Genomic DNA, 18,906 nt, shown 5'->3' with positions numbered 1-18,906 from the left:
GTGTTAAGGATGGATGTGGAAGAATATTATTGCAGGTTAAGAAACACTTTTCCAGCAAACCCAGAACGCGAGCCTATTTTTTTATCCATGGAACGGATCTGCGACATATTGTCTTGTACACGCAGAAATGTACAAATACTTTTAACAAAAATGATGGAAAAGAGCTATATCGAATGGTTGCCCGGTCGTGGCCGCGGAAATCTCTCGCAAATCGTATTTCTTGTTTCATACCGTGATATCGTACTCGGCAAAGCGAAGGGGCTAGTCGAGAAAGGGAAGATCAACGAGGCTTGGAGCATGCTCGAGATGCTTCAGGATCCAGCTGTGAAATCCGAAATTATGACATGGTTGTCTGAATTGTTTGGCGTGAAGCGGGATATGGAGGAGAAGGATATACTGAGGTTTCCCTTTTATCGTCCTCTCTTGCGCTTAGATCCTGCTTTCGTCTGTCGCCGCATGGAGACGCATTGGATAGAGCAGGTTTTTAATACATTGGTCAGATATTCAAATCAGGATGGTAAATTCCACCCTCAGCTTGCTCATTACTGGGAAAGCAACGTTATGAAAACGAGCTGGACGTTTTTTTTGCGCAAGGGCGTTCGTTTTCACAATGATAAGATAATGACCTCGCGAGACGTCGCATTTACTTTTCAAAGACTGCTCACAAGCTCGCCTGCGGAGTGGTTAACGTCCAAGATAAAGGAAATAAAAGAAACGAGCAAGTACAGCATTACCTTTGAGCTAAACGAGCCTAATGCGCTGTTTCTTCATTTCCTTTGTACGGAACGTTATTCCATTGTACCTGAAATGCTCGATGGTACTGGTTCTGATGAGCAGTTTGCCGTCATGCCTATTGGGACTGGACCGTTCAAAATTACCAAAAACAATGAGTCTATGCTCGTTGCAGAAGCCAATGAGTATTATTTGGAAGGTTGTCCTCATCTGGATCGCATTGAAATGTGGGTGTGGCCAAACTATGAGGAAAATCAAGAGCAGCTGCAGTCGGACGGTGAAGATCAACTGGTTTATTTTGAAGCGCAAATCAAGGAGAGTTTAAGGCCAGCGCTGGCCCAATTGGAGAAAGGCAGCACTTTTATTACCATCAATACAGCTAAAAAAGGCATCACACAGCAAAAGAAGTTCCGCCAAGCTTTGCACTTCGGAATAGATCGGCAGCAAATGATCCACGAATTAGGCGGCATTAGGCACCAGCCTTCAACCGGCTTTAATTTAGAGGATACGGATAAGGCTTTCTATAACGAATATGATACGCAACTAGCGGCAACATTGCTTGAAGAGTCAGGATATAAGGGCGAGACCATAACGCTATATACTTATGAAATGCCTGCGAATGATCAAACTTCGAAATGGCTGCAAAGGGTATACAAGCATTTAGGCATTTCAGTAGAAATCGTAAAGCTTTCGCTCGAAGAGCTTGCTAATCCCGAAATCATAATTAAAGCGGATATGATACTTAGTGGGGAAGTACTCGGAGAGCAGCCCGATATTTCGCTTATTGAGATGTATATGTCAAAGAACAGTTTTATTACGAACCATTTGGGTCCGGTTGACAAGATGAATATCAATCAACAAATTTCGAATTGTTTGCGGTATGAGAATTCAGATATTAGAATGGGTTATTTAATAAGCATACAAGAGGAGCTCAAACGAAATTTCAGCATATTGTTCTTATATCATAGCCTGCAGATTGTAGGACATCATCAAACGCTGCAAGGAATTTCGTTAAACGCATGGGGTAAAATCGATTATAAAAACGTCTGGTTAAGAAATACGTGATGAATAGATCGTTTTTATTTGGATTTGCGAGGTGGGATTATGAACGAGCAGGAGCTCATCGACAACATTGTCAAAGGTATAGACACCCTTCATGGCAGCAGACGAATTTCAAAAATAAATAAAGGTTATATATACAATTGAATTGGAAGCGGGCCAAGAGCTTGCTAAGATGCATAAGTGGCATGCTCCTGCTTCAGTCTTGTCATGGCATGACCGTAAGCTTGCAAAGCATAAAAGCTATATCGAGCAGTGGGGCTCGAATGAAAGACGATGCGCAGATTCTATCCTTTATTGAACAAAATCTGTATCTGATGAAGGATAGGCCTAACGTTTTTCAGCACGATGATTTCCATGTGGGCAATTTAATTGTAAAAGAAGGCAGATTAGCCGGCGTCATTGATTTTAATCGATGGGACTGGGGAGATCCGGTACATGAATTTCTGAAGGCCGGGATGTTCAGCAGTGAAATCAGCATTCCATTTACGATGGGTACGATTAAAGGGTATCATGGCAATCGAGAGCCTGATGAGAAGTTCTGGACCTTATATTCTCTTTATCTTGCGATGACGATTATCTCCTCAATCGTATGGATATTGAAGGTTCGACCAGTTGAGCTGCCTATTATGGTAGAGAAGCTGGAGCGAGTGTTAGAGGATCATCATTATTTTGACAGCATAGTTCCACGATGGTATTTGGAGGTACATGAATATGAGACCGGATCATTATAAGCTTATGTACGAATTTGTGAAATGGGCAGGCGGACATTCGCATATTACTGGAATTGCTTTGGTTGGGCCTTGTGCGGACGATGAGAGTGAAGATGATTCGAATTTAAGCTTTCTTCTCATTACCGATAAGAAGCAAAAAACAGTAGATGCCATTTTATATCAGTTCCAATACGAGGCTATAGAGCAAGCGACGAAAGAGGAATATGATTTGCTAACTTCTCTAAAAATAGAGTATGCAAGTGGAATCGAAGCTGACTTTGGTGTTGCAGATACCGAGTGGCTGCATAGGCCTTTGGAGCAGGGATTGGGTGACTTGTTAGTGCAAGGCTTCAAAGTCATTTGGGAACAAGAAGAAATGTTCGATGATATTTTAAGGGCGATTGCTAGACATGCTGTTGAACTAGAAAATGGGGCTCTTTAATATAAAGCAGGCTGTACCTAATGGTCAAAAACCTTTAGATCCAGCCTGCTTTTTTATTAAGAACGAAATGTGAAAGAGACTAGCTCTGCTGTTAGTACATATTTGGTTTCTAACGCAGTTGTCGTAATGGTCAAAAAGTTAGCGTTAAATGCCATCAACTGGCCTTCTTCATTTCCTGTTGAGGTCGTTATATAAATAATGCTGCCAATATGGCGCTTGAGTAAACTATAAATAGCAGTACCTGGAAGAATCTGATTTCCATTTGAAATAATAGACATCGCAAGCCTACTCTCCTTAGAATCTTGTTTATGAAACTGCTGGATTCTCGTGGACATAAATAATGTTTGCATAAAAGATTCTCAGCTCGTAAAGAAAGCTATCTTGATCGAAGGAAACGAGTATAAAGTCGTTACCAACCTGATCGAGTCTTCCGATTACAGCAAGCTGACCAAAGCCATTTGTCATGACAAACACTTCTTTGCCGAGTAATGCGATCAAATCGCCCGAAAGCGTTGTAGACATGAGCACAAACCTCTTCTCATAGGGAGTTATGATATTGTTTCAATGTTCGTGATGAAGGAAAGCGGGATGAACATCAAAGTGCCTGCGACCGTGTTTAATTGGACTAGTGTCGATTGCACGCTGATTACTGTTCCAGTGAACCCGGTCGGCTGTCCCGGTGTCATGACATTAATGATAGTGCCAACAATAAGGTAGCCGTTAAGTAGTGTAATGAGTTCTGTAAAGTCAAACTCGCTTGACGGACCCGGGGGACCTTGAACGCCTTGAGGACCCTGAAGGCCCTGCGGTCCTAATGGACCGGGAACGCCTTGTGGTCCTTGAATGCCTTGAGGACCAACAGCTCCAGCCGCTCCTTGTGCTCCTGCTGAGCCTTGAGGACCTGTAAGACCGGTTGGACCGGCAGGGCCTTGCAAACCTCTTTGCCCACTTGGACATCCCTTTTTCTGTACATTAAGGTGGCAGCGATCGGTCTTTCTGTTTTTGTGTTTCCGCACAACTTTAGGCTTACATTCCGTATTGCTCAGACTGCCATTGCTATGTTGTAAGTGCAGCTTGCCATGAATAACGACATTTCTCTTTTTACTCACTATTTTTTTCCGTTTTTTGCTCACAGTCTGAAGCTGCACTGTGGGTGATTTTGCAGAAGCTATCAAAATATAATCCCTCCTATAAAGCTATTGCTCCTATATATGTATTTCTTTTTGCCAGAAAAGGGACTAGGGATTACCCCAATTATGCTAGTGAAGAGGATAGATAGGCGTATTTTCATAGTTTTCAAAAATGATTTCAATGGCAAAAGGGATGATAAAAACAATCTACCCTAATATGAACTTAAGATGTATAATCATGGGAATCAATAAGCAAAGGAGAGAGGAATAGTTATGATACATTATCAGAACGATAAAAATTTGTCCGCGCAAGACTTGTCGCAAGTATTTGCGAGCTCTGGGATTAAAAGACCCTATCAAGATTTAGAACGCTTGCAAAAAATGATCGAACATGCAGATATCATTATTAGTGCATGGGACGGCAATAAACTGGTCGGAATAGCGCGGGCGATTACAGACTATTCCTATTGCTGCTATCTGTCTGATTTGGCAATTGATCACGACTACCAAAGATTAGGCATCGGCAAGGAGCTGGTAGAGCGACTTAGGCAAACACTTGGTGCGGAAGTGTCACTTGTCTTGTTGTCTGCGCCTTCAGCTGTCGACTATTACCCGAGAATTGGATTTGCCTCTACGGATAAAGGCTTTGTTATAGCAAGAGAACGTTAAGTCTAATTAGAAACGTAGAGAGGGGGAGAGTCAGTGATCGATTCGAAAATTGCTATAAATCAAGATGTTCAAATTCATTACTTAGATTCAAAACCAGATGCAGATCAAAAATTAACCCCATTAATCATATGCCCAGGGTTATCGGAAACAGCTGAAGAATATGAGGATTTATTGTTATATTTATTGCCTCGAAGAGCAATTGTTCTCTCGTTCCGCGGGAGAGGACAAAGCGATACGCCGTTTAGTCATTACGATCTAAAAGATCACATAGCAGATCTTTCAGCTGTTGTTGAAGCTGCTGCCGTGGATCGCTTTCATCTGATGGGATACTCTCGCGGTGTATCTTATGCGCTTGGTTATGCTCAAACGAACGAGCATCACTTAGAATCACTTATTTTAGAAGATTATCCTGCAGAGCATAAACAAATGTCGGCGGAATGGCGTCACGATTATATTTTTAATTATTTGAAGCCGATGAAGCGGGAAGAGAAAATAAGAGAACAAGCGGTTATCGGCATTGAACGGGACTCTTCACAGCTGCAGCTGGATGTGAAGCTTAAGCTGCCTGTTCTTGTTATGAGAGGAATGCTGGAGGGATCATTGCTTAGCGATGCGGATCTAATTCATTACAAGCAGTTGTTCAGCAATATAACGGTTAAAGAGTTTTTTGAGTCCGCTCATAATATTCGCGGTACCGAAAAGGAAGAGCTATATCAAACAATCGAACAGTTTATCGAGCATCGTTAGAAAAAGTAGGACGGTTGCGGTTCAACTTGAAAACCCAGTTGACAATGAAAATGATAATTGTTATCATTAGATGACTTTTGAGGTGAAACTATTTTTACTTCACAGCCATATATCGTCTTACAGGGGGAACTATCGTGAGTAACCGCAACAAGAGATTTGTACTTATATTTATGAGTTTGATTGTCCTATCCATTTGTCTAGCAGCTTGCGGAGGTAATAAAACAAATAATACACCTGCTGCTACAGTGGCTCCAACAGATGCGCCAACAGATAGAAAACTAACAGATGCATTAGGTAACGAGGTTACCATTCCAGCTAATCCTCAGCGCGTCATCGCTTCTTATTTAGAAGATCACTTAGTAGCTATAGGCATTAAGCCAGTTGCTCAGTGGTCCGTTCCTAACGGTATTCAAGATTACTTGCATGATTCACTTGCTGACGTTCCAACTATACCGTATGATCTTCCATTCGAAGCCGTAACAAGCTTTGAACCAGACCTTATTCTTATGGCATATGATGCGAATGTGGAAGGCGATAAATTTGCGCAATACTCCAAAATTGCTCCAACCTTCACCATTGGCGATAAATTGATTGCTGACTGGCGTGCTACTTTGCTGAAAGTCGGAGAGGTTTTTGGAAAGAGTGCAGAAGCGCAAAAAGCTTTGGATGAGTATGATGCAAAAGCGAAAGCTGCTAAAGAAAAATTGCAAAGCGCAATCCCAGGTGAATCAGCTGCAGCTCTTTGGTTTGTACAAGGCAACTTTTATATCGTAAGTGAAAAGCTATCGAGTGGTGATCTTCTTTATAATCAATTAGGTTTGACTGTTCCAGAGGTTGTAAAAGAAGTTTCTGCAACAGGAACGGGCAACTGGAACGCCATTTCGCTAGAAAAACTAGCTGAACTTGATGCTGACCATTTATTCCTCGTTAACAGCGGCACAGATGCGGATTCGCAAGCATTAAGCGATCCAATCTGGAAAAACATCCCTGCTGTGAAAAACGGTAAAATTTATGAGTACCCAAGCACATCAAGCTGGTTGTACGCAGGTACGATTGCTTACTCGCAAGTCATTGATGATGTATTGGAAAGCATTGTGAAATAATAGCAGTAGAGTTGAACAAAGGGCTGTACCTCCGTGCGAATTGTGCATTGGGGTACAGTCCTTTTCTCTGTGGCATGCCTTCCGTACCTTTTGAAATCCATGTATAATCATGGAAGATAGGACACTGGACAAGGAGTTGTATAATGATGACTTTTCATATGAAATCAACCGTACCGATTCTTCGCATTTTTGATGAAGCAAAAGCACGAGACTTTTATTTCAATTTCTTGGAATTTAAATGCGATTGGGAGCATCGTTTTGAGCCAGACTTGCCGCTCTACATGCAAATCTCTAATGGCGATTGTGTCATCCATTTATCGGAGCATTATGGCGATAGTACGCCTGGTTCAGCAATCCGCATTGAAGTCGACAATGCCAAGGCGCTTCAAGAGCATTTGTTAGCCAAAAAATATAATTTCGCTAGACCAGGCTTTGATGAAGAATGGAATCAAGTGAGTATTACAGATCCATTTGGAAATCGTCTGCACTTTTATTCTGCTAAGACTGAGGAAATTAGTTAGATACGGTTGAATAAGAGACATGTGAAGGGGCTGAAATATTGGATCAATTGATATTAAATACGGCTAGAGAGGTTGCTATTGCTGCAGCTTATGAAGCGGGCCGGCTAACACGCGAGAAGTTTGGAACATTGGATCATTATGAAGAGAAAGGCGACCATGGCGATATCGTTACGGAAGTCGATTATTTGGCAGAGAGCATCATTCTAAATAAGATTAGAAGCGTATTCCCCGATCATCGCATTCGATCAGAGGAATATGGCGAGAATGATCTGACTAGCGAATGGCTGTGGTTGGTCGATCCCCTTGATGGAACTAATAATTTTGCGGTAGGATTGCCGTTGTTCGGCATCTCGATCACGCTCTCTTATAACTTTAAACCGGTGTTGGCGGTCATTTATGAGCCGATGACAGATCGTTTGTACGTGGCAAGCTCAGGCGAAGGCACTTTATGCAATGCTAGGCCAATACATATGAAACAATCAAAGGCTTTTGCAAAAGCGAGAGTTGGCTGGATACAAGGTCATGCGGTGCAAAATGAACAGCGTGCCGTAACGCTTAGGCATTACATAGACGTTAACACGAAGCGGATGATGCGGCTGTGGGCGCCAACGCTGCAATGGACGATGCTTGCCAGAGGGGATTTGGATGCAATCATCGTTTACAACTCGGAGGGTGAGGATCTATATTCTGGTATTGTAATGGTTCAGGAAGCCGGCGGCGTTGTCATTGATTACGATGGCAATCCCTTTAAGGGCGTAAATGAAGAGCCTTATTTAATTGCATGTCACCCTGATCACCAGACGTATTTTATGAACCTTGTTAAACAAGGACTGTCAACGTAAGAAAAGGATGGAAATCGCATTATTCGTATAAAATAAGGAAACAGTTTTTGGGTAGTGATCGACCCGCTAAGGAGAGACAACATGGTAGAAGCACTCATAGGAAGCTTTATTTCTGCAATGGCTACCGTGCTAGGCGCGGTTCCGCTGCTCTTCGTCAAAAGTCTTTCGGAAAAATGGAAGGACATATTGATTGCTTTTACAGCTGGCATCATGGTTTCTGCGTCTACCTTTGGCTTGCTGCCGCAAGCTCTCAAGGAATCTGGGCTAATCCCACTGACGTTAGGACTTTTAATTGGCGTGATTGCGCTTGACCTCATTGAAAAAAATCTACCCCATATCGATATTGAGCAAAAAAGAGGGATCTCATCCTTTGACAGCAAGTCGCTGCTCGTCATATTTGCATTAATCATCCATAACATTCCGGAGGGCTTAAGCACCGGCTTTAGTTATGCTAGTGCGAATGGCGGACTTGGACCGATGGTAGCTATTGCAATCGGGGCTCAGAACATGCCGGAAGGGCTCGTCCTTGCCATCTTCCTTATTCATTCCAAGGTGAGCAAGCTGAAGCTTATGCTAATCGTAACCTTGACGGGTCTAATGGAGGTTGTCTCTGCGATAGTCGGTTATTTTGCTGCAAGTTATGTGGCTGGGCTTATTGGCTATGGACTTGCGTTTGCATCTGGTGCTATGTTGTTCATCGTCTATAAGGAGCTGATTCCTGAGACACATGGACATGGTTATGAACGTTCTGCAACCTATTCCTTTATCATAGGGCTGCTTGTTATGGTGTATATTAGTCATTTCTTTGGTTAATCATTCCAAAATCAAGATGTAATTTTGAAGGGAAGCACAAACTTTATATTTTAATTGGTTTTTCAAGCTTTATTCGTTTACAATGAACGATAGAAAAGGGAGGTATCATAATATGTCGAAGATAAACAGGATGTTGCTTGACGTTGATACAGGCATTGATGATGCTTTAGCCATCTTATATGCACTGCTTTCACCAGAGATTAAGGTAGAGGGTATTACGACGGGATTTGGGAATATCGACGTTGAACAAGCTACGGAAAATACGCTGCGTGTCATTCAAGTTGCAAATTGCGGTTATGAGGTTCCTGTTGCGAAGGGTGCTTCAGGTCCGCTCAAGCGTGTGTTCCCAGGCGCTGTCGCTCATATTCATGGACATAATGGCATCGGCGATGCAGAATTGCCGCCAACTCATCAGAAGCCTCTGGTGGGTATATCTGCAGCGGAATTCATCGTTCAGAAAGTGAATGAGAGCCCAGGAGAGCTTATTCTTGTAACCGTTGGCAGACAAACGAATCTAGCGCTTGCTTTACAGCTTGATCCTTCCATTGTGACGAAATTCCAAAAGGTCGTTATTATGGGTGGAACAGTGTTCGCACCAGGTAACATTACACCGGTGAGCGAAGCAAATCTGTACGGTGATCCAGAGGCAGCAGCGCTTGTATTCGAATCAGAGCTTCCAATTACAATTGTCGGCTTGGATGTAACACAGAAGACTCGTCTTACAAAAACACATATGGAGCAATTATCACGCGAGATTGCTGATGATAAACATGAAATCCTTGATTTCCTAAATGTCGCTTTAGAGCGTTATTTTGAATTTTATGCATTTTCCAATCACTTTGACGGCGAATGTGCAATGCATGATCCGTTAGCTGTTATTGTAGCTATTAATCCTTCTCTCGTGAAAATAGAAACGATGAATGCGGTTATTGACTGTGGTGAAGGTTTAACGGCAGGGATGATCATTACGGATCGAAGAGTACGTTCGGTTGTAGGCCGTCCTGTTGATTTCTGTTTGGAAGTTGAGCAGGAGAGAGCGATCTCCCAGCTATTATCCGTATTTAAAAAAGGGGAATAATCATCAATGGAGCAGAGGCATTCACGCGAGTCCAGATGTTACAAAACGGCAAGAGTTTTTCCGCCGGACGTCAACAATCACAATACATTGTTTGGCGGGAAACTAATGGCTTACATCGACGATATTGCTTCGATTGCAGCAACCAAGCATTGCCGGCGTTCAGTCGTGACCGCCTCCACAGACTCTGTTGATTTTTTGCATCCCATCAGGCCTTCAGATTCGGTATGCTTAGAAGCATTCGTAACGTGGACAGGCCGAACCTCAGTAGAGGTGTTTGTGAAGGTAATCAAAGAGGATTTGCTAAGCGGCGAACGTAAAATTGCAGCAACCTCTTTTTTAACCTTTGTTGCACTGGATGAGAATCGGAAGCCCGTTCCTGTACCAATCGTTGTACCGGAATCGGAAGAGGAAATAAAATTGTTCGAGACAGCTGAGCACCGAGCGGACATGCGCAAGGTGAGAAGAGATGAAAGCAAAAAGTTTGCTGGATTTTTGACGGTTACTTATCCTTGGGATTAACTTTTGATTTCTCAAAAGACTGCGACAGCATAATAATTGCTGTCGTGGTCTTTTTTTTTGATGAAATTTAATTTTTAGCAATATATTTGTTGAATCGCTCTCTGTTTTTTGTGGGGAATGAGAGAAAATACAGCGTATTTGTATCGATTTATGTATAAAAATGATCCGAAATACGGGTGTAGAACGAATGTTCTCGTATAATTCAGCCTAATTAGATGATATTTTTCATCATCTTGGGCAAAATTTACTTAAATGCCGACCTGATAGGAGCTATTGCATTAAAAATTGGGTGAATTGACTAAAATTAATGGTTTTTATCACCAATATGCTCGTTTTGCGACTAGGAAACATCTGTTCCCTTTTTGTAATTTAGCGCTCAGATAGTAAAGGCAGCTCTTTTTATCGGAGCTGCCTAAACATTAAATTAGCAGCTTTTGTCCTTTTTCTTCGGTATAGCTTCGTCGTTTCTGCTTTGTTTATCACCAAATTGATCGAGCCTGGATGGACTTGAAGCTGGTCCATCATTATCCGGTTTATTGTTTCTTCCTGTCAATGTCATCACCTCCAGCATTATAGGGTGAGCAGGATCTGTCCATTTCATACCTACAAAAAATCGATGAATTGGAGCCTGTTTGTCCAATTAGACGTAGTAGTGTATGTACATCATTTTTTCAGTCTAATTATTCAGAGTATGGAGAGTGCTGCAGGATGAATTTCACTTTCGTTTTTACACGTGCATTTTTGTTAAGTTTAATGGGTGCAATCGGGTTCATATGGATATCCATTTGGATTGGCGATCAGCGAATTGCAAATTTTGATCAGAGCATCATCAGTAAAATTCAAGGATCGGAATCTGATACTCTTACAGCGATAATGAAGTTTTTTTCGTTTATTGGATCAGGAGTTATGGTTTCTATTTTAGCCATCATCATGTTAGTCGTATTAGCAAAATTGCAATATAGAAGAGAACTGTACTTTTTTGCAGGAATCTTAATTGGATCAACCATTTTAAATAGTGTGCTAAAATTGAGTTTTCAACGTGTCAGGCCAACGATTTACCGCATTATTGAAGAAAATGGCTACAGTTTTCCGAGTGGACATTCCATGGCCGCTTTCACTTTTTACGGGATTATCATTTTTCTATTATGGAAGCATATTCCGAAGGCGTATTGGCGTATCATTTTGATCTTAGTTGGTTCAGTTATGATACTGGGGATAGGGATTAGCCGGATTTATTTAGGGGTCCATTTTCCAAGTGATATTGTAGGTGGATATTTGGCTAGTGGGACATGGCTTACTGTATCGATCGGTTTGTATCAGTATGTGCTCGATAGAAGAAATGGGAAATTGAAAAGTTAACTGGGCTGGGACTTTATCAAGCATCATTATATGTATATGAATGATTAAAACAACGGGTTTGGCCAAAATTATCCTAATTCTTAATAAAATGATCGGAAGAGAGTGTCTCTTTCCGGTCATTTTTTTGTAAAGTGTAGAGACTATTTGGTATAGTTGTCGTTAATGACGAAGCATTGAGGAGTAAATATGAATTGTATTGCTATCCAGCATTATTATAAAGTGAAAAGAGAAATCACAAGTGTAGAACAAAAAACAGTAGTGGATGAACGTCTTATGTATTTATACAAAGAGAAAATTGTTACTAAGTACCGTGAGTTTCCGATAACGGAAGTATTCGATCTATCTTTTAAACCGATTGGCGGGGATGGTGGTATTTTCTATTTGCACACGCTGCAGGGTGTTTTCTCGTATATGATATCCGCAGATCCAGTGTCTTTTATAGAAGCGTTTAAGGATTTAAGCAGCTCTTCTCCAAAAGAATGACTCATGTAGAAAATGAACCAATAGCGTTGTAGCTCTTGATGAGACCGCCCTTGATTAAAGGCGGTCTTTACATGTTTAAACAGGTATCCATTTCGCCGAATTTGAAGAAGAACGAACCTATCTGCTGTAATCTTAGCTGTAATCTTAATGGAAGCTTAATTGTTGGCTCCAATAATGAATAAGAGTTAAGGTCTAGTTAAAACTGAGTTACACAAGATCTAAGAGTGGTTTGTTAGTATGAGGAAGACAAAAGCAAAGCTATATAAATAAGCAGGTGATTTATCGGAGATTCAACTGAATTGGTTAAAACAAAGAATGTAGAATAAGGGGAGAAAATGAATGATGAAAAAAATACTTAGATTTTTACTTAAAGCTGTAATTGTCATTATTATAGCTATTGTAGTTTTTCTAGCCGTCGTTTTTATCGTTAATATCATCAGCAATAAAACGGACAAAGATAAAATCGTATCTTATGGTCAGCTTGTACCTGTAGATGGAAAAAATATGAATGTTTTAATTCAAGGGGATGGCACAGAAACGGTTGTCCTGCTGCCTGGTTACGGAACAGGAGCGCCAGCGCTTGATTTCAAACCACTAATTGATGAGTTGGCACCATTTTACAAAGTAGTCGTGATTGAGCCATTTGGGTATGGCTTAAGTGATGTTACAGAAAAAGAACGTACTACTGAAAATATAGTGAAAGAAATTCATGAAGCGCTGCAACAGCTAAATATTAACCGCTACACGTTAATGGGCCACTCTATAGCTGGTATTTACGGTCTAGATTATGTGAACAAATATGAGAATGAAGTTACAGCATTTGTTGGGATAGACAGCAGTGTTCCAACACAAGGCGGTTTAGATGAACCATTTCCATCAGATGTTTATAAAATACTCAAAAAGACTGGTTTCTTGCGATTGTTATCGAAACTAACCGACGATCAGCTTATTGCACCAGAAGTTAATGATGAAATGAGAGAGCAGATTAGAATAATCTCTCTCAAAAATATGATGAACCCCAATATCATTAGTGAAGGGGAAAATTTCAAGCCTAATTTTGCCGCTGTTGAGAATTCGAAATTCCCGAAAGACCTTCCTGTTATTTTCTTTTTAGAAGCGAATAATACGGATGTTGAAGGCTGGGGAAAATTGCATGATGAACAGATAAAAGATCTAGTTCATGGAAAATTGATGACATTTGAAGGCACGCATTATCTACACCATACAAGGTCCAAAGAAATCGTGGAAAACTATAGGAGCTTTATGGAGGATGTAAATAAAGGCCAGTAGAAAGTTCTGGCAATATACAATTGAATATAAAGCAGGCGCTCCTGGACTACTGCCGGGAGCGCCTTTTTTCGTGTTAAGTATGATAATACATAGAAGAAACCTCGATTTTGTTTCCTTAAGCATGGATTTGAAAACCCTGAAATCATCATCTACCTTTCTATACAAGAGTGAACAGCCGGAATGAGAGAAGTAGGGAAATAAACTGACAGCGTGATCCTTCCGGAGCCTATGCCCTTAGAAAGGGTTGGGATAATCAGCAGCTTGGAAGAAGGGAGAAATAGAAATGAAGTATTGGGCTTTGTGATATAATAAGGTAAAATCTTCAACACCATAAACGAAGAGACGATCCCACATGTAGCGTCATCTTTCAGAGAAATTATCTCTCAATAACCGTTGTTTCCGGAGTTCCTGGATTTGAAGACATCCCAAGAGGAGGAAAACAGAAATGAAGAAGAAGATGGTTACGACTTTATGCGGTACCATGATACTTTTGGTAGGCATAGGCACAGGTGCTTTCGCGAGCTCGAATCTCCAAGAAATTAAAGCGTTGTTAAACGGAGATTTAAAAATCAGAGTGAATGGGGAGATTACCCCTCTCAAAGATGGCAATGGCAAAGCGGTACTTCCTATAACTTATAAAGGAACTACATATCTTCCGGTACGATCTGTTTCTGAGCTGCTGGATGTTCCGGTGAAATATGACGGGACAGCCAAAGAGGTGATTATTGGCGAACAGCAGGCAGGCATTTCCGTGAAGCAGGAGGATTTTAACACCAGTCTGCATACCAAGGACCCTGCACTGACCAAATACGGCGGCAAGAATTATAAGGAAGTTCTGTACAGCGCACCTAATTCCAATATTAAATATACCGCGCTCAGCCCTAACGGCAAATATCAGAAGCTTGTTCTGCAATTCGCTGCAATCGGCAAGGAAGTGGAGATTCTTGAAATTAGGGATAATGACAAGAATGTGCTCCTTAAAAAAGTAGAGAAGATTCTCCCTAATAGTGATCTCCAGACGATTGAGGTAGATATTTCTGGAGTAAAGAACATCGCAATAAATGTGACACAAGCTGTTGACGGCGGGTTCATTATTCCGCTAGATACTTCAATTTACAAGTAATATTAAGCAGAGAAGCCCACAATGCCCGTATAGGCGTAGTGGGCTTATTTTCATGTGAAATTACATTAGATTTTTTCTTGTTCTTTTGGTTCGAATGACAGACTCATTCTTTAAAATAGGGCGTAATCCCGCTTGAATATAGGTTCTCCACTAGCTTGAAAAATTGTTCTGACGATAAATCCTTTTGACGCTGGAGCCAAAGACGAAATAAAGAAAGGGAAGTTGTCAGGTAAAACTCAATTAAGTATGGCGTTAAGGAATGGTTTTGCGGAACGTTTAATTCTAATTGATCCAGAGTTATTTCATTTTTTAAGCGTTTTAAAAAACGGGCACTTCCATAATCACCCAAAAGGGCATTAAGAACCAGGAGATGTTCTCTTTTGTCCAGACAATAGAGCGTATCTTGAACCGTATGAATCGATAGCTCTTTATTCGCCAATTCTTTTTTCATGTCATTCAATAAGTCATTTTCAACAGAGTCTAACAATTCGTAAATGTCGATAAAGTATTGATAAAAGGTGCTGCGGTTATATCCTGACTTATTCGCAATTTCCTGAACCGAAATTTTCTCAATCGGCTTTTGGCTATATAACTCACAAAAAACTTCTATAAATTTTTGTCTTGTTTTCTCCGTTATTTGGGGTTGCTTTTTCATGTTTCCCTCCTATTAGCGAATCAGAATATCATCCGACAAATAATAAAAAACTGATGGTTGATCAAGGAATAATAAAGATTTACAATCACATCATACAACATGTTGTCTGATAATCAAAAAGGAAATGTTAATAAGTAGGGGGGGGTTAAATGTCAGCAAAACAAGATAGAATTTTAATTTTTGGTGCAGGTGTCATCGGGAGCATGTACGCAATTAAGCTTATTGAAGCAGGGTTTGACGTTACCCTGTTTGCACATTCTAATAGATTTAAATCATTAAGAGAAAATGGCCTGCAATATAAAGTAAAAGATACAGTTAGATCGATACAAGTGAATGTCATTGATACGCTCGAAAATGACGATATATACGATTTTATTTTCGTTACCGTTCGTTATGATCGGTCCGAATCAGCGTTGTTAGCGCTAAAAGATAATCAAAGCAAAAATATAGTTACGATGACTAGTAATTCAATTGGATTTTCTTCGTGGCTGGATATCGTAGGGGATAGACTTTTACCAGCTTTCCCCGGCTTCGGCGGACAGATTATAGATGGAGTATTGCATGCTCGATTTCTACCAAAGATTATAGCGGCAACTTCATTTGGGGAAATGAATGGTGTAGTGACAGAACGCATAGAAAACCTAGCAAAATTATTTAAAACAGCAAAGCTTCCCTACGTTATTAAAAAGGATATGCAGGCGTATCTAATCACACATTCCGTATCAGACATTGCTATGTTGAGCGTTTTGCATTCTGAGAATAAGATAATTGACAAAAAAACAGTCAGAACCAGAAAGACGGCACGCCAAATAACAGTCACGTTAAAAGCGTATCTAAGGGCAATACAAAAAGCAGGCGTTTCAATTGATCCACCAATGCTTAAAATAGTGCTTAAATTTCCAAACTTATTTTTGGATCTTTTCTTTATGACATGGCTACGAACTAATATGGTTAGGGATATGATGTTGCCGGATTATGCGAATAATGCTAACAATGAGATTTTGCAGCTAAGTAATGATTTAATGAAATTTTTAAGTCAAAACGATATCAAATCGGAAATTCATGTTCAGTAATATTCGAGTATTTTTAAGGAGTGAGAAAATGAATGTTTACTCGAAACACATTAGAATAATCATTCTTGGTGTTGTTTTAACCATTTGCGTAGTGGGAGGAACTATGGCGTTTCAAAGCGATGCTAAAAGCACGATTAATCAAAGCCTCACAAATCTTCCTAGCTATCCTGAAAATGAAAATGGACAGACATACGGTTCTGCCAATGAAACCACTTCTGTTGAAATGCAGCCTGACTTAATTTTTTCAGGAAGTGTGAATGGCATTGCAGGATATCTGCTGAAAAAAGATTATCTTGGTGAACTTAGTCGTAATGTCCCATTATATGATGTTGATGGAGTGAACATAATTGGTTCTTTGTATATTAGCCCTAAGAATATGAATTATCCTAAAAATAAAAACGGACAGACATACGGTTCTGCTGCAGATGCCACTTCCTACGAAACGGGACCTGATTTAATTAGTGCAACAGGTGTGGATGGCACTACGGGATATTTGCTAAAAAAAGATGTAGATGGTGAGCAGCCTAAGACACCCGAGGAAGCTCTAGCTATACAAAACAGTAGACCCCCAGGTGGTTATGATATCCCGCTATATGACGTTGATGGTAAAACCGTTATTGGTGTCTTTCATATTGGAGGCAATTGATAAAAAAAATGTCTTTCAATTGTTAAGCTAACGGGAGGTTTAGTGCAGGGTAAGCAGGTGCTGAACGAGTTGAGTGTCTTATTTGTGAACTTTACGATGGACTAGCCCGCAATTCAAAGTAAGTCCATTGTCCATGAGAAAGTATCTAAGTTTTACTTTGAACGGCTGCAAAAGTTGAAGGAAACAGTGCACTAAAGGGAGACAATAGCGTAATATCCAGGGAGCAATTCGCCGTTGCGGCAATTGCTCCTTCTGTCATTAAGCTAAAGAGTAGGTTAGTGCAGTATTCTGTTCAAGGTCTGGGCTTCAAGACAAGAGAAATTCGTGTTCATAAATCGCTTGAATCCTTTCCAGAACGTTCTGCGCCTGCTCTTTAAACTTTAATTCCGCAACCCGTCCTTTTAGCAAAAATACGCCGTTCTCATGATGGTGTTCACCAAGAGCCCCTTCATATAGCTTGTTGGCACCGAGGGTAGGAGGCGAGAAAAATAGCTTCATCAATACTTCAACCAAAACGGGTAGTCCGGATTGTTTCCCTTTTCTAAGTGTATTGTTGCTACCTGGGTCAACGCTACGGATCTTGATACCATTCTTGGCGAGCTGAGGTGCAATGGCCTGAGTCCACAGAGAAAGAGCTAGCTTTGAGGTCGCGTAAGGACCAAGCAACTTGCGAAAGGTTTTGGGATGCTCCAGGTCTTCGATCGAAAACTCTTTTGTAAATTTTAGAGCAGAAGATGAGGTATTGATTACCGTTTTTAAACGACTGATTTTAATGAGTTCCTTCAATTCCATCAGAATAATATACGGAACGACAGTCATCAGTTCATAATGTTTCTCGCGTCCTTGTTTCGAATAGCTCAGCTCGGGAAAAGACCCTCCGGCGTTATTGAACAAAATATCGATCCGCTGCTCCTTGCTTTTGATCTCTTCCAAAGTAAGTCTCAAGCAGGCATAATCGGCGAGATCATCCGTTTTATAAATTCGAAGCGAACCGCTCTTGACCGCATTGTGGATGCTCCTATCATCGGCTGGAAAATCAGAACGGTTTACAGCAACCACATGCCAGTTCTCCGACAGTAATTTCCGTGTTAGTTCTAACCCGATCCCAGCGCTTGCGCCTGTAATCAATGCGATATGTTCACTCTGGTCCTTGTTCATTGTACATCTCCTTTTTAATTTGATTCGATAGTGCACATTCTATAACTTGAAGTCGACTCCAAGTCAAGACGCGAAAACAAAGCTTTTCTCCAAGGATAAGAGATTTGACTTAGAGCCAGCTTCAAGATGTATAATGTACAAAAATCAATCTTAGGGAGGGAACAGGATGAAGGAAGAGCAATGCTTTACGATAAAGCAAACCGCTGGACAAACCGGAATTACTGAGGATACGATCCGTTATTACGAAAAGATCGGGCTGCTGCCTCGCGCAGAGCGGAAGGATAACGGGCACCGCATCTATCGGCAGGAGGACATCAATACGATCCGGCTGATAGCATGCCTGAAAAAAACGGGGATGCTGCTAGAGGAAATTCGACCTTTTTTGGCGGTCTCGGCCGATACTGATCCAGCGGAATATCCGGAGCTTGTGGAACTCTTAAGAAGTCATCGTGAAAATATTATCAGCCAGATCACATCACTGCAGCAAGTTGTTGATTTTATCGACATGAAGTTGGAGGAGGGGAGATATAGACGGGACTGCAAGGATGAAGGTCTAGACGGCGTACCAGAGAAAATGTTGGGTGAACCGAAAACAAAGCCTGTCTCACCCGGCGAGATGAGGTATTTTTCCGTATCGGCCAAAGCGGGCAAGTCACATGCTTCGGTAAGATAAGCTCGCCATAACAAGAGGAGAGGTTACTTCCCCACATAAACTGTTGTAGTCCGTTGAGCTAAACATTCCTGTTAAGGC

24 protein-coding genes are annotated in these 18,906 nt (G+C 41.0%); 18 read left to right on the top strand and 6 right to left on the bottom strand.

What is annotated here, in order from left to right; genetic code table 11:
* Positions 1 to 9 precede the first annotated feature (9 nt).
* From ACIFSR_RS02510 to ACIFSR_RS02500, 3 genes are all read left to right on the top strand, one after another.
* Entirely contained in the window at positions 10 to 1,797 is a 1,788-nt protein-coding gene (locus ACIFSR_RS02510; RefSeq protein ID WP_430054684.1) for an ABC transporter substrate-binding protein, read from the top strand.
* Between the two features lie 161 nt (positions 1,798 to 1,958).
* Positions 1,959 to 2,525 (top strand): aminoglycoside phosphotransferase family protein, encoded by a 567-nt coding sequence (locus ACIFSR_RS02505; RefSeq protein WP_430054681.1) that lies wholly within the window; start codon positions 1,959 to 1,961, stop codon positions 2,523 to 2,525.
* Positions 2,506 to 2,946 (top strand): hypothetical protein, encoded by a 441-nt coding sequence (locus ACIFSR_RS02500; RefSeq protein WP_430054679.1) that lies wholly within the window; start codon positions 2,506 to 2,508, stop codon positions 2,944 to 2,946. Before ACIFSR_RS02505 ends, ACIFSR_RS02500 begins: the two co-directional genes overlap by 20 nt.
* 56 nt (positions 2,947 to 3,002) lie before the next feature.
* On the opposite strand, the gene ACIFSR_RS02495 is transcribed toward ACIFSR_RS02500, so the two are convergent.
* The 3 genes from ACIFSR_RS02495 to ACIFSR_RS02485 are packed head-to-tail and all read right to left on the bottom strand — an operon-like array spanning position 3,003 to position 4,121.
* Positions 3,003 to 3,224 (bottom strand): DUF2642 domain-containing protein, encoded by a 222-nt coding sequence (locus ACIFSR_RS02495; protein WP_076269334.1) that lies wholly within the window; start codon positions 3,222 to 3,224, stop codon positions 3,003 to 3,005.
* A 28-nt stretch (positions 3,225 to 3,252) separates the two neighbouring features.
* On the bottom strand, positions 3,253 to 3,468 hold the full coding sequence (locus ACIFSR_RS02490; protein ID WP_339209148.1) for a hypothetical protein: 216 nt from the start codon (positions 3,466 to 3,468) through the stop codon (positions 3,253 to 3,255).
* Positions 3,469 to 3,494: 26 nt separating this feature from the next.
* Positions 3,495 to 4,121, bottom strand: coding sequence for a hypothetical protein (locus tag ACIFSR_RS02485; RefSeq protein WP_339209149.1), 627 nt, complete (start codon positions 4,119 to 4,121; stop codon positions 3,495 to 3,497).
* A 228-nt stretch (positions 4,122 to 4,349) separates the two neighbouring features.
* Here ACIFSR_RS02485 and ACIFSR_RS02480 point away from each other — a divergent pair, with 228 nt between their 5' ends.
* The 8 genes from ACIFSR_RS02480 (at position 4,350) to ACIFSR_RS02445 (ending at position 10,368) form a co-directional block, all read left to right on the top strand.
* Positions 4,350 to 4,745, top strand: a complete 396-nt coding sequence (locus ACIFSR_RS02480) for a GNAT family N-acetyltransferase (protein WP_430054676.1) — start codon at positions 4,350 to 4,352, stop codon at positions 4,743 to 4,745.
* Between the two features lie 33 nt (positions 4,746 to 4,778).
* A complete protein-coding gene (locus tag ACIFSR_RS02475) occupies positions 4,779 to 5,492 on the top strand; it encodes an alpha/beta fold hydrolase (RefSeq protein WP_430054674.1) in 714 nt (237 codons plus the stop codon).
* A 134-nt stretch (positions 5,493 to 5,626) separates the two neighbouring features.
* Positions 5,627 to 6,595, top strand: coding sequence for an ABC transporter substrate-binding protein (locus ACIFSR_RS02470; RefSeq protein ID WP_430054672.1), 969 nt, complete (start codon positions 5,627 to 5,629; stop codon positions 6,593 to 6,595).
* A 143-nt stretch (positions 6,596 to 6,738) separates the two neighbouring features.
* Positions 6,739 to 7,116, top strand: coding sequence for a glyoxalase superfamily protein (locus tag ACIFSR_RS02465; protein ID WP_339209156.1), 378 nt, complete (start codon positions 6,739 to 6,741; stop codon positions 7,114 to 7,116).
* A gap of 38 nt (positions 7,117 to 7,154) precedes the next feature.
* Positions 7,155 to 7,958 (top strand): inositol monophosphatase family protein, encoded by an 804-nt coding sequence (locus tag ACIFSR_RS02460; protein WP_430054670.1) that lies wholly within the window; start codon positions 7,155 to 7,157, stop codon positions 7,956 to 7,958.
* Between the two features lie 81 nt (positions 7,959 to 8,039).
* Entirely contained in the window at positions 8,040 to 8,771 is a 732-nt protein-coding gene (locus ACIFSR_RS02455; RefSeq protein ID WP_054024887.1) for a ZIP family metal transporter, read from the top strand.
* 112 nt (positions 8,772 to 8,883) lie between these two features.
* Positions 8,884 to 9,849, top strand: coding sequence for a nucleoside hydrolase (locus tag ACIFSR_RS02450; protein WP_430054668.1), 966 nt, complete (start codon positions 8,884 to 8,886; stop codon positions 9,847 to 9,849).
* Positions 9,850 to 9,855: 6 nt separating this feature from the next.
* Positions 9,856 to 10,368, top strand: a complete 513-nt coding sequence (locus ACIFSR_RS02445; RefSeq protein WP_339209163.1) for an acyl-CoA thioesterase — start codon at positions 9,856 to 9,858, stop codon at positions 10,366 to 10,368.
* A 424-nt stretch (positions 10,369 to 10,792) separates the two neighbouring features.
* Here ACIFSR_RS02445 and ACIFSR_RS02440 read toward each other — a convergent pair whose 3' ends face one another.
* Positions 10,793 to 10,921 carry a hypothetical protein gene (locus ACIFSR_RS02440; protein WP_256710960.1) on the bottom strand — a complete coding sequence of 43 codons (129 nt, stop codon included), beginning with the start codon at positions 10,919 to 10,921 and terminating at the stop codon, positions 10,793 to 10,795.
* A gap of 155 nt (positions 10,922 to 11,076) precedes the next feature.
* On the opposite strand from ACIFSR_RS02440, the gene ACIFSR_RS02435 reads away from it, so the two are divergent.
* From ACIFSR_RS02435 to ACIFSR_RS02420, 4 genes are all read left to right on the top strand, one after another.
* Positions 11,077 to 11,727 (top strand): phosphatase PAP2 family protein, encoded by a 651-nt coding sequence (locus tag ACIFSR_RS02435; RefSeq protein WP_339209167.1) that lies wholly within the window; start codon positions 11,077 to 11,079, stop codon positions 11,725 to 11,727.
* A gap of 186 nt (positions 11,728 to 11,913) precedes the next feature.
* On the top strand, positions 11,914 to 12,210 hold the full coding sequence (locus tag ACIFSR_RS02430) for a hypothetical protein (protein ID WP_339209169.1): 297 nt from the start codon (positions 11,914 to 11,916) through the stop codon (positions 12,208 to 12,210).
* 339 nt (positions 12,211 to 12,549) lie between these two features.
* On the top strand, positions 12,550 to 13,500 hold the full coding sequence (locus tag ACIFSR_RS02425) for an alpha/beta fold hydrolase (protein WP_339209170.1): 951 nt from the start codon (positions 12,550 to 12,552) through the stop codon (positions 13,498 to 13,500).
* Between the two features lie 445 nt (positions 13,501 to 13,945).
* A complete protein-coding gene (locus ACIFSR_RS02420; RefSeq protein ID WP_339209172.1) occupies positions 13,946 to 14,623 on the top strand; it encodes a stalk domain-containing protein in 678 nt (225 codons plus the stop codon).
* 103 nt (positions 14,624 to 14,726) lie between these two features.
* Here the strand turns inward: ACIFSR_RS02420 and ACIFSR_RS02415 are convergent, their stop codons facing one another.
* The gene (locus tag ACIFSR_RS02415; protein ID WP_430054663.1) at positions 14,727 to 15,278 is read right to left on the bottom strand and encodes a TetR/AcrR family transcriptional regulator; all 552 of its coding nucleotides are present in this window, start codon (positions 15,276 to 15,278) and stop codon (positions 14,727 to 14,729) included.
* A 149-nt stretch (positions 15,279 to 15,427) separates the two neighbouring features.
* On the opposite strand from ACIFSR_RS02415, the gene ACIFSR_RS02410 reads away from it, so the two are divergent.
* Together ACIFSR_RS02410 and ACIFSR_RS02405 are read left to right on the top strand one after the other, a co-directional pair.
* Positions 15,428 to 16,351 (top strand): ketopantoate reductase family protein, encoded by a 924-nt coding sequence (locus ACIFSR_RS02410; RefSeq protein WP_430054661.1) that lies wholly within the window; start codon positions 15,428 to 15,430, stop codon positions 16,349 to 16,351.
* Positions 16,352 to 16,379: 28 nt separating this feature from the next.
* Positions 16,380 to 16,997: a hypothetical protein gene (locus ACIFSR_RS02405; RefSeq protein ID WP_430054658.1), complete on the top strand. Its 618-nt coding sequence runs from the start codon at positions 16,380 to 16,382 to the stop codon at positions 16,995 to 16,997.
* Positions 16,998 to 17,303: 306 nt separating this feature from the next.
* Here the strand turns inward: ACIFSR_RS02405 and ACIFSR_RS02400 are convergent, their stop codons facing one another.
* On the bottom strand, positions 17,304 to 18,155 hold the full coding sequence (locus ACIFSR_RS02400; protein WP_430054655.1) for an SDR family NAD(P)-dependent oxidoreductase: 852 nt from the start codon (positions 18,153 to 18,155) through the stop codon (positions 17,304 to 17,306).
* 166 nt (positions 18,156 to 18,321) lie between these two features.
* Between ACIFSR_RS02400 and ACIFSR_RS02395 the strand changes: the two genes are divergently transcribed.
* Entirely contained in the window at positions 18,322 to 18,828 is a 507-nt protein-coding gene (locus ACIFSR_RS02395; protein ID WP_430054652.1) for a MerR family transcriptional regulator, read from the top strand.
* The last annotated feature ends 78 nt before the right edge of the window (positions 18,829 to 18,906 follow it).

The organism is Paenibacillus sp. NRS-1760, assembly GCF_050467785.1.
Lineage (GTDB): Bacteria > Bacillota > Bacilli > Paenibacillales > Paenibacillaceae > Pristimantibacillus.
The sequence above is the reverse complement of the archived record's forward strand: the minus strand, read 5'-3'. Positions and strand labels throughout refer to the sequence as shown.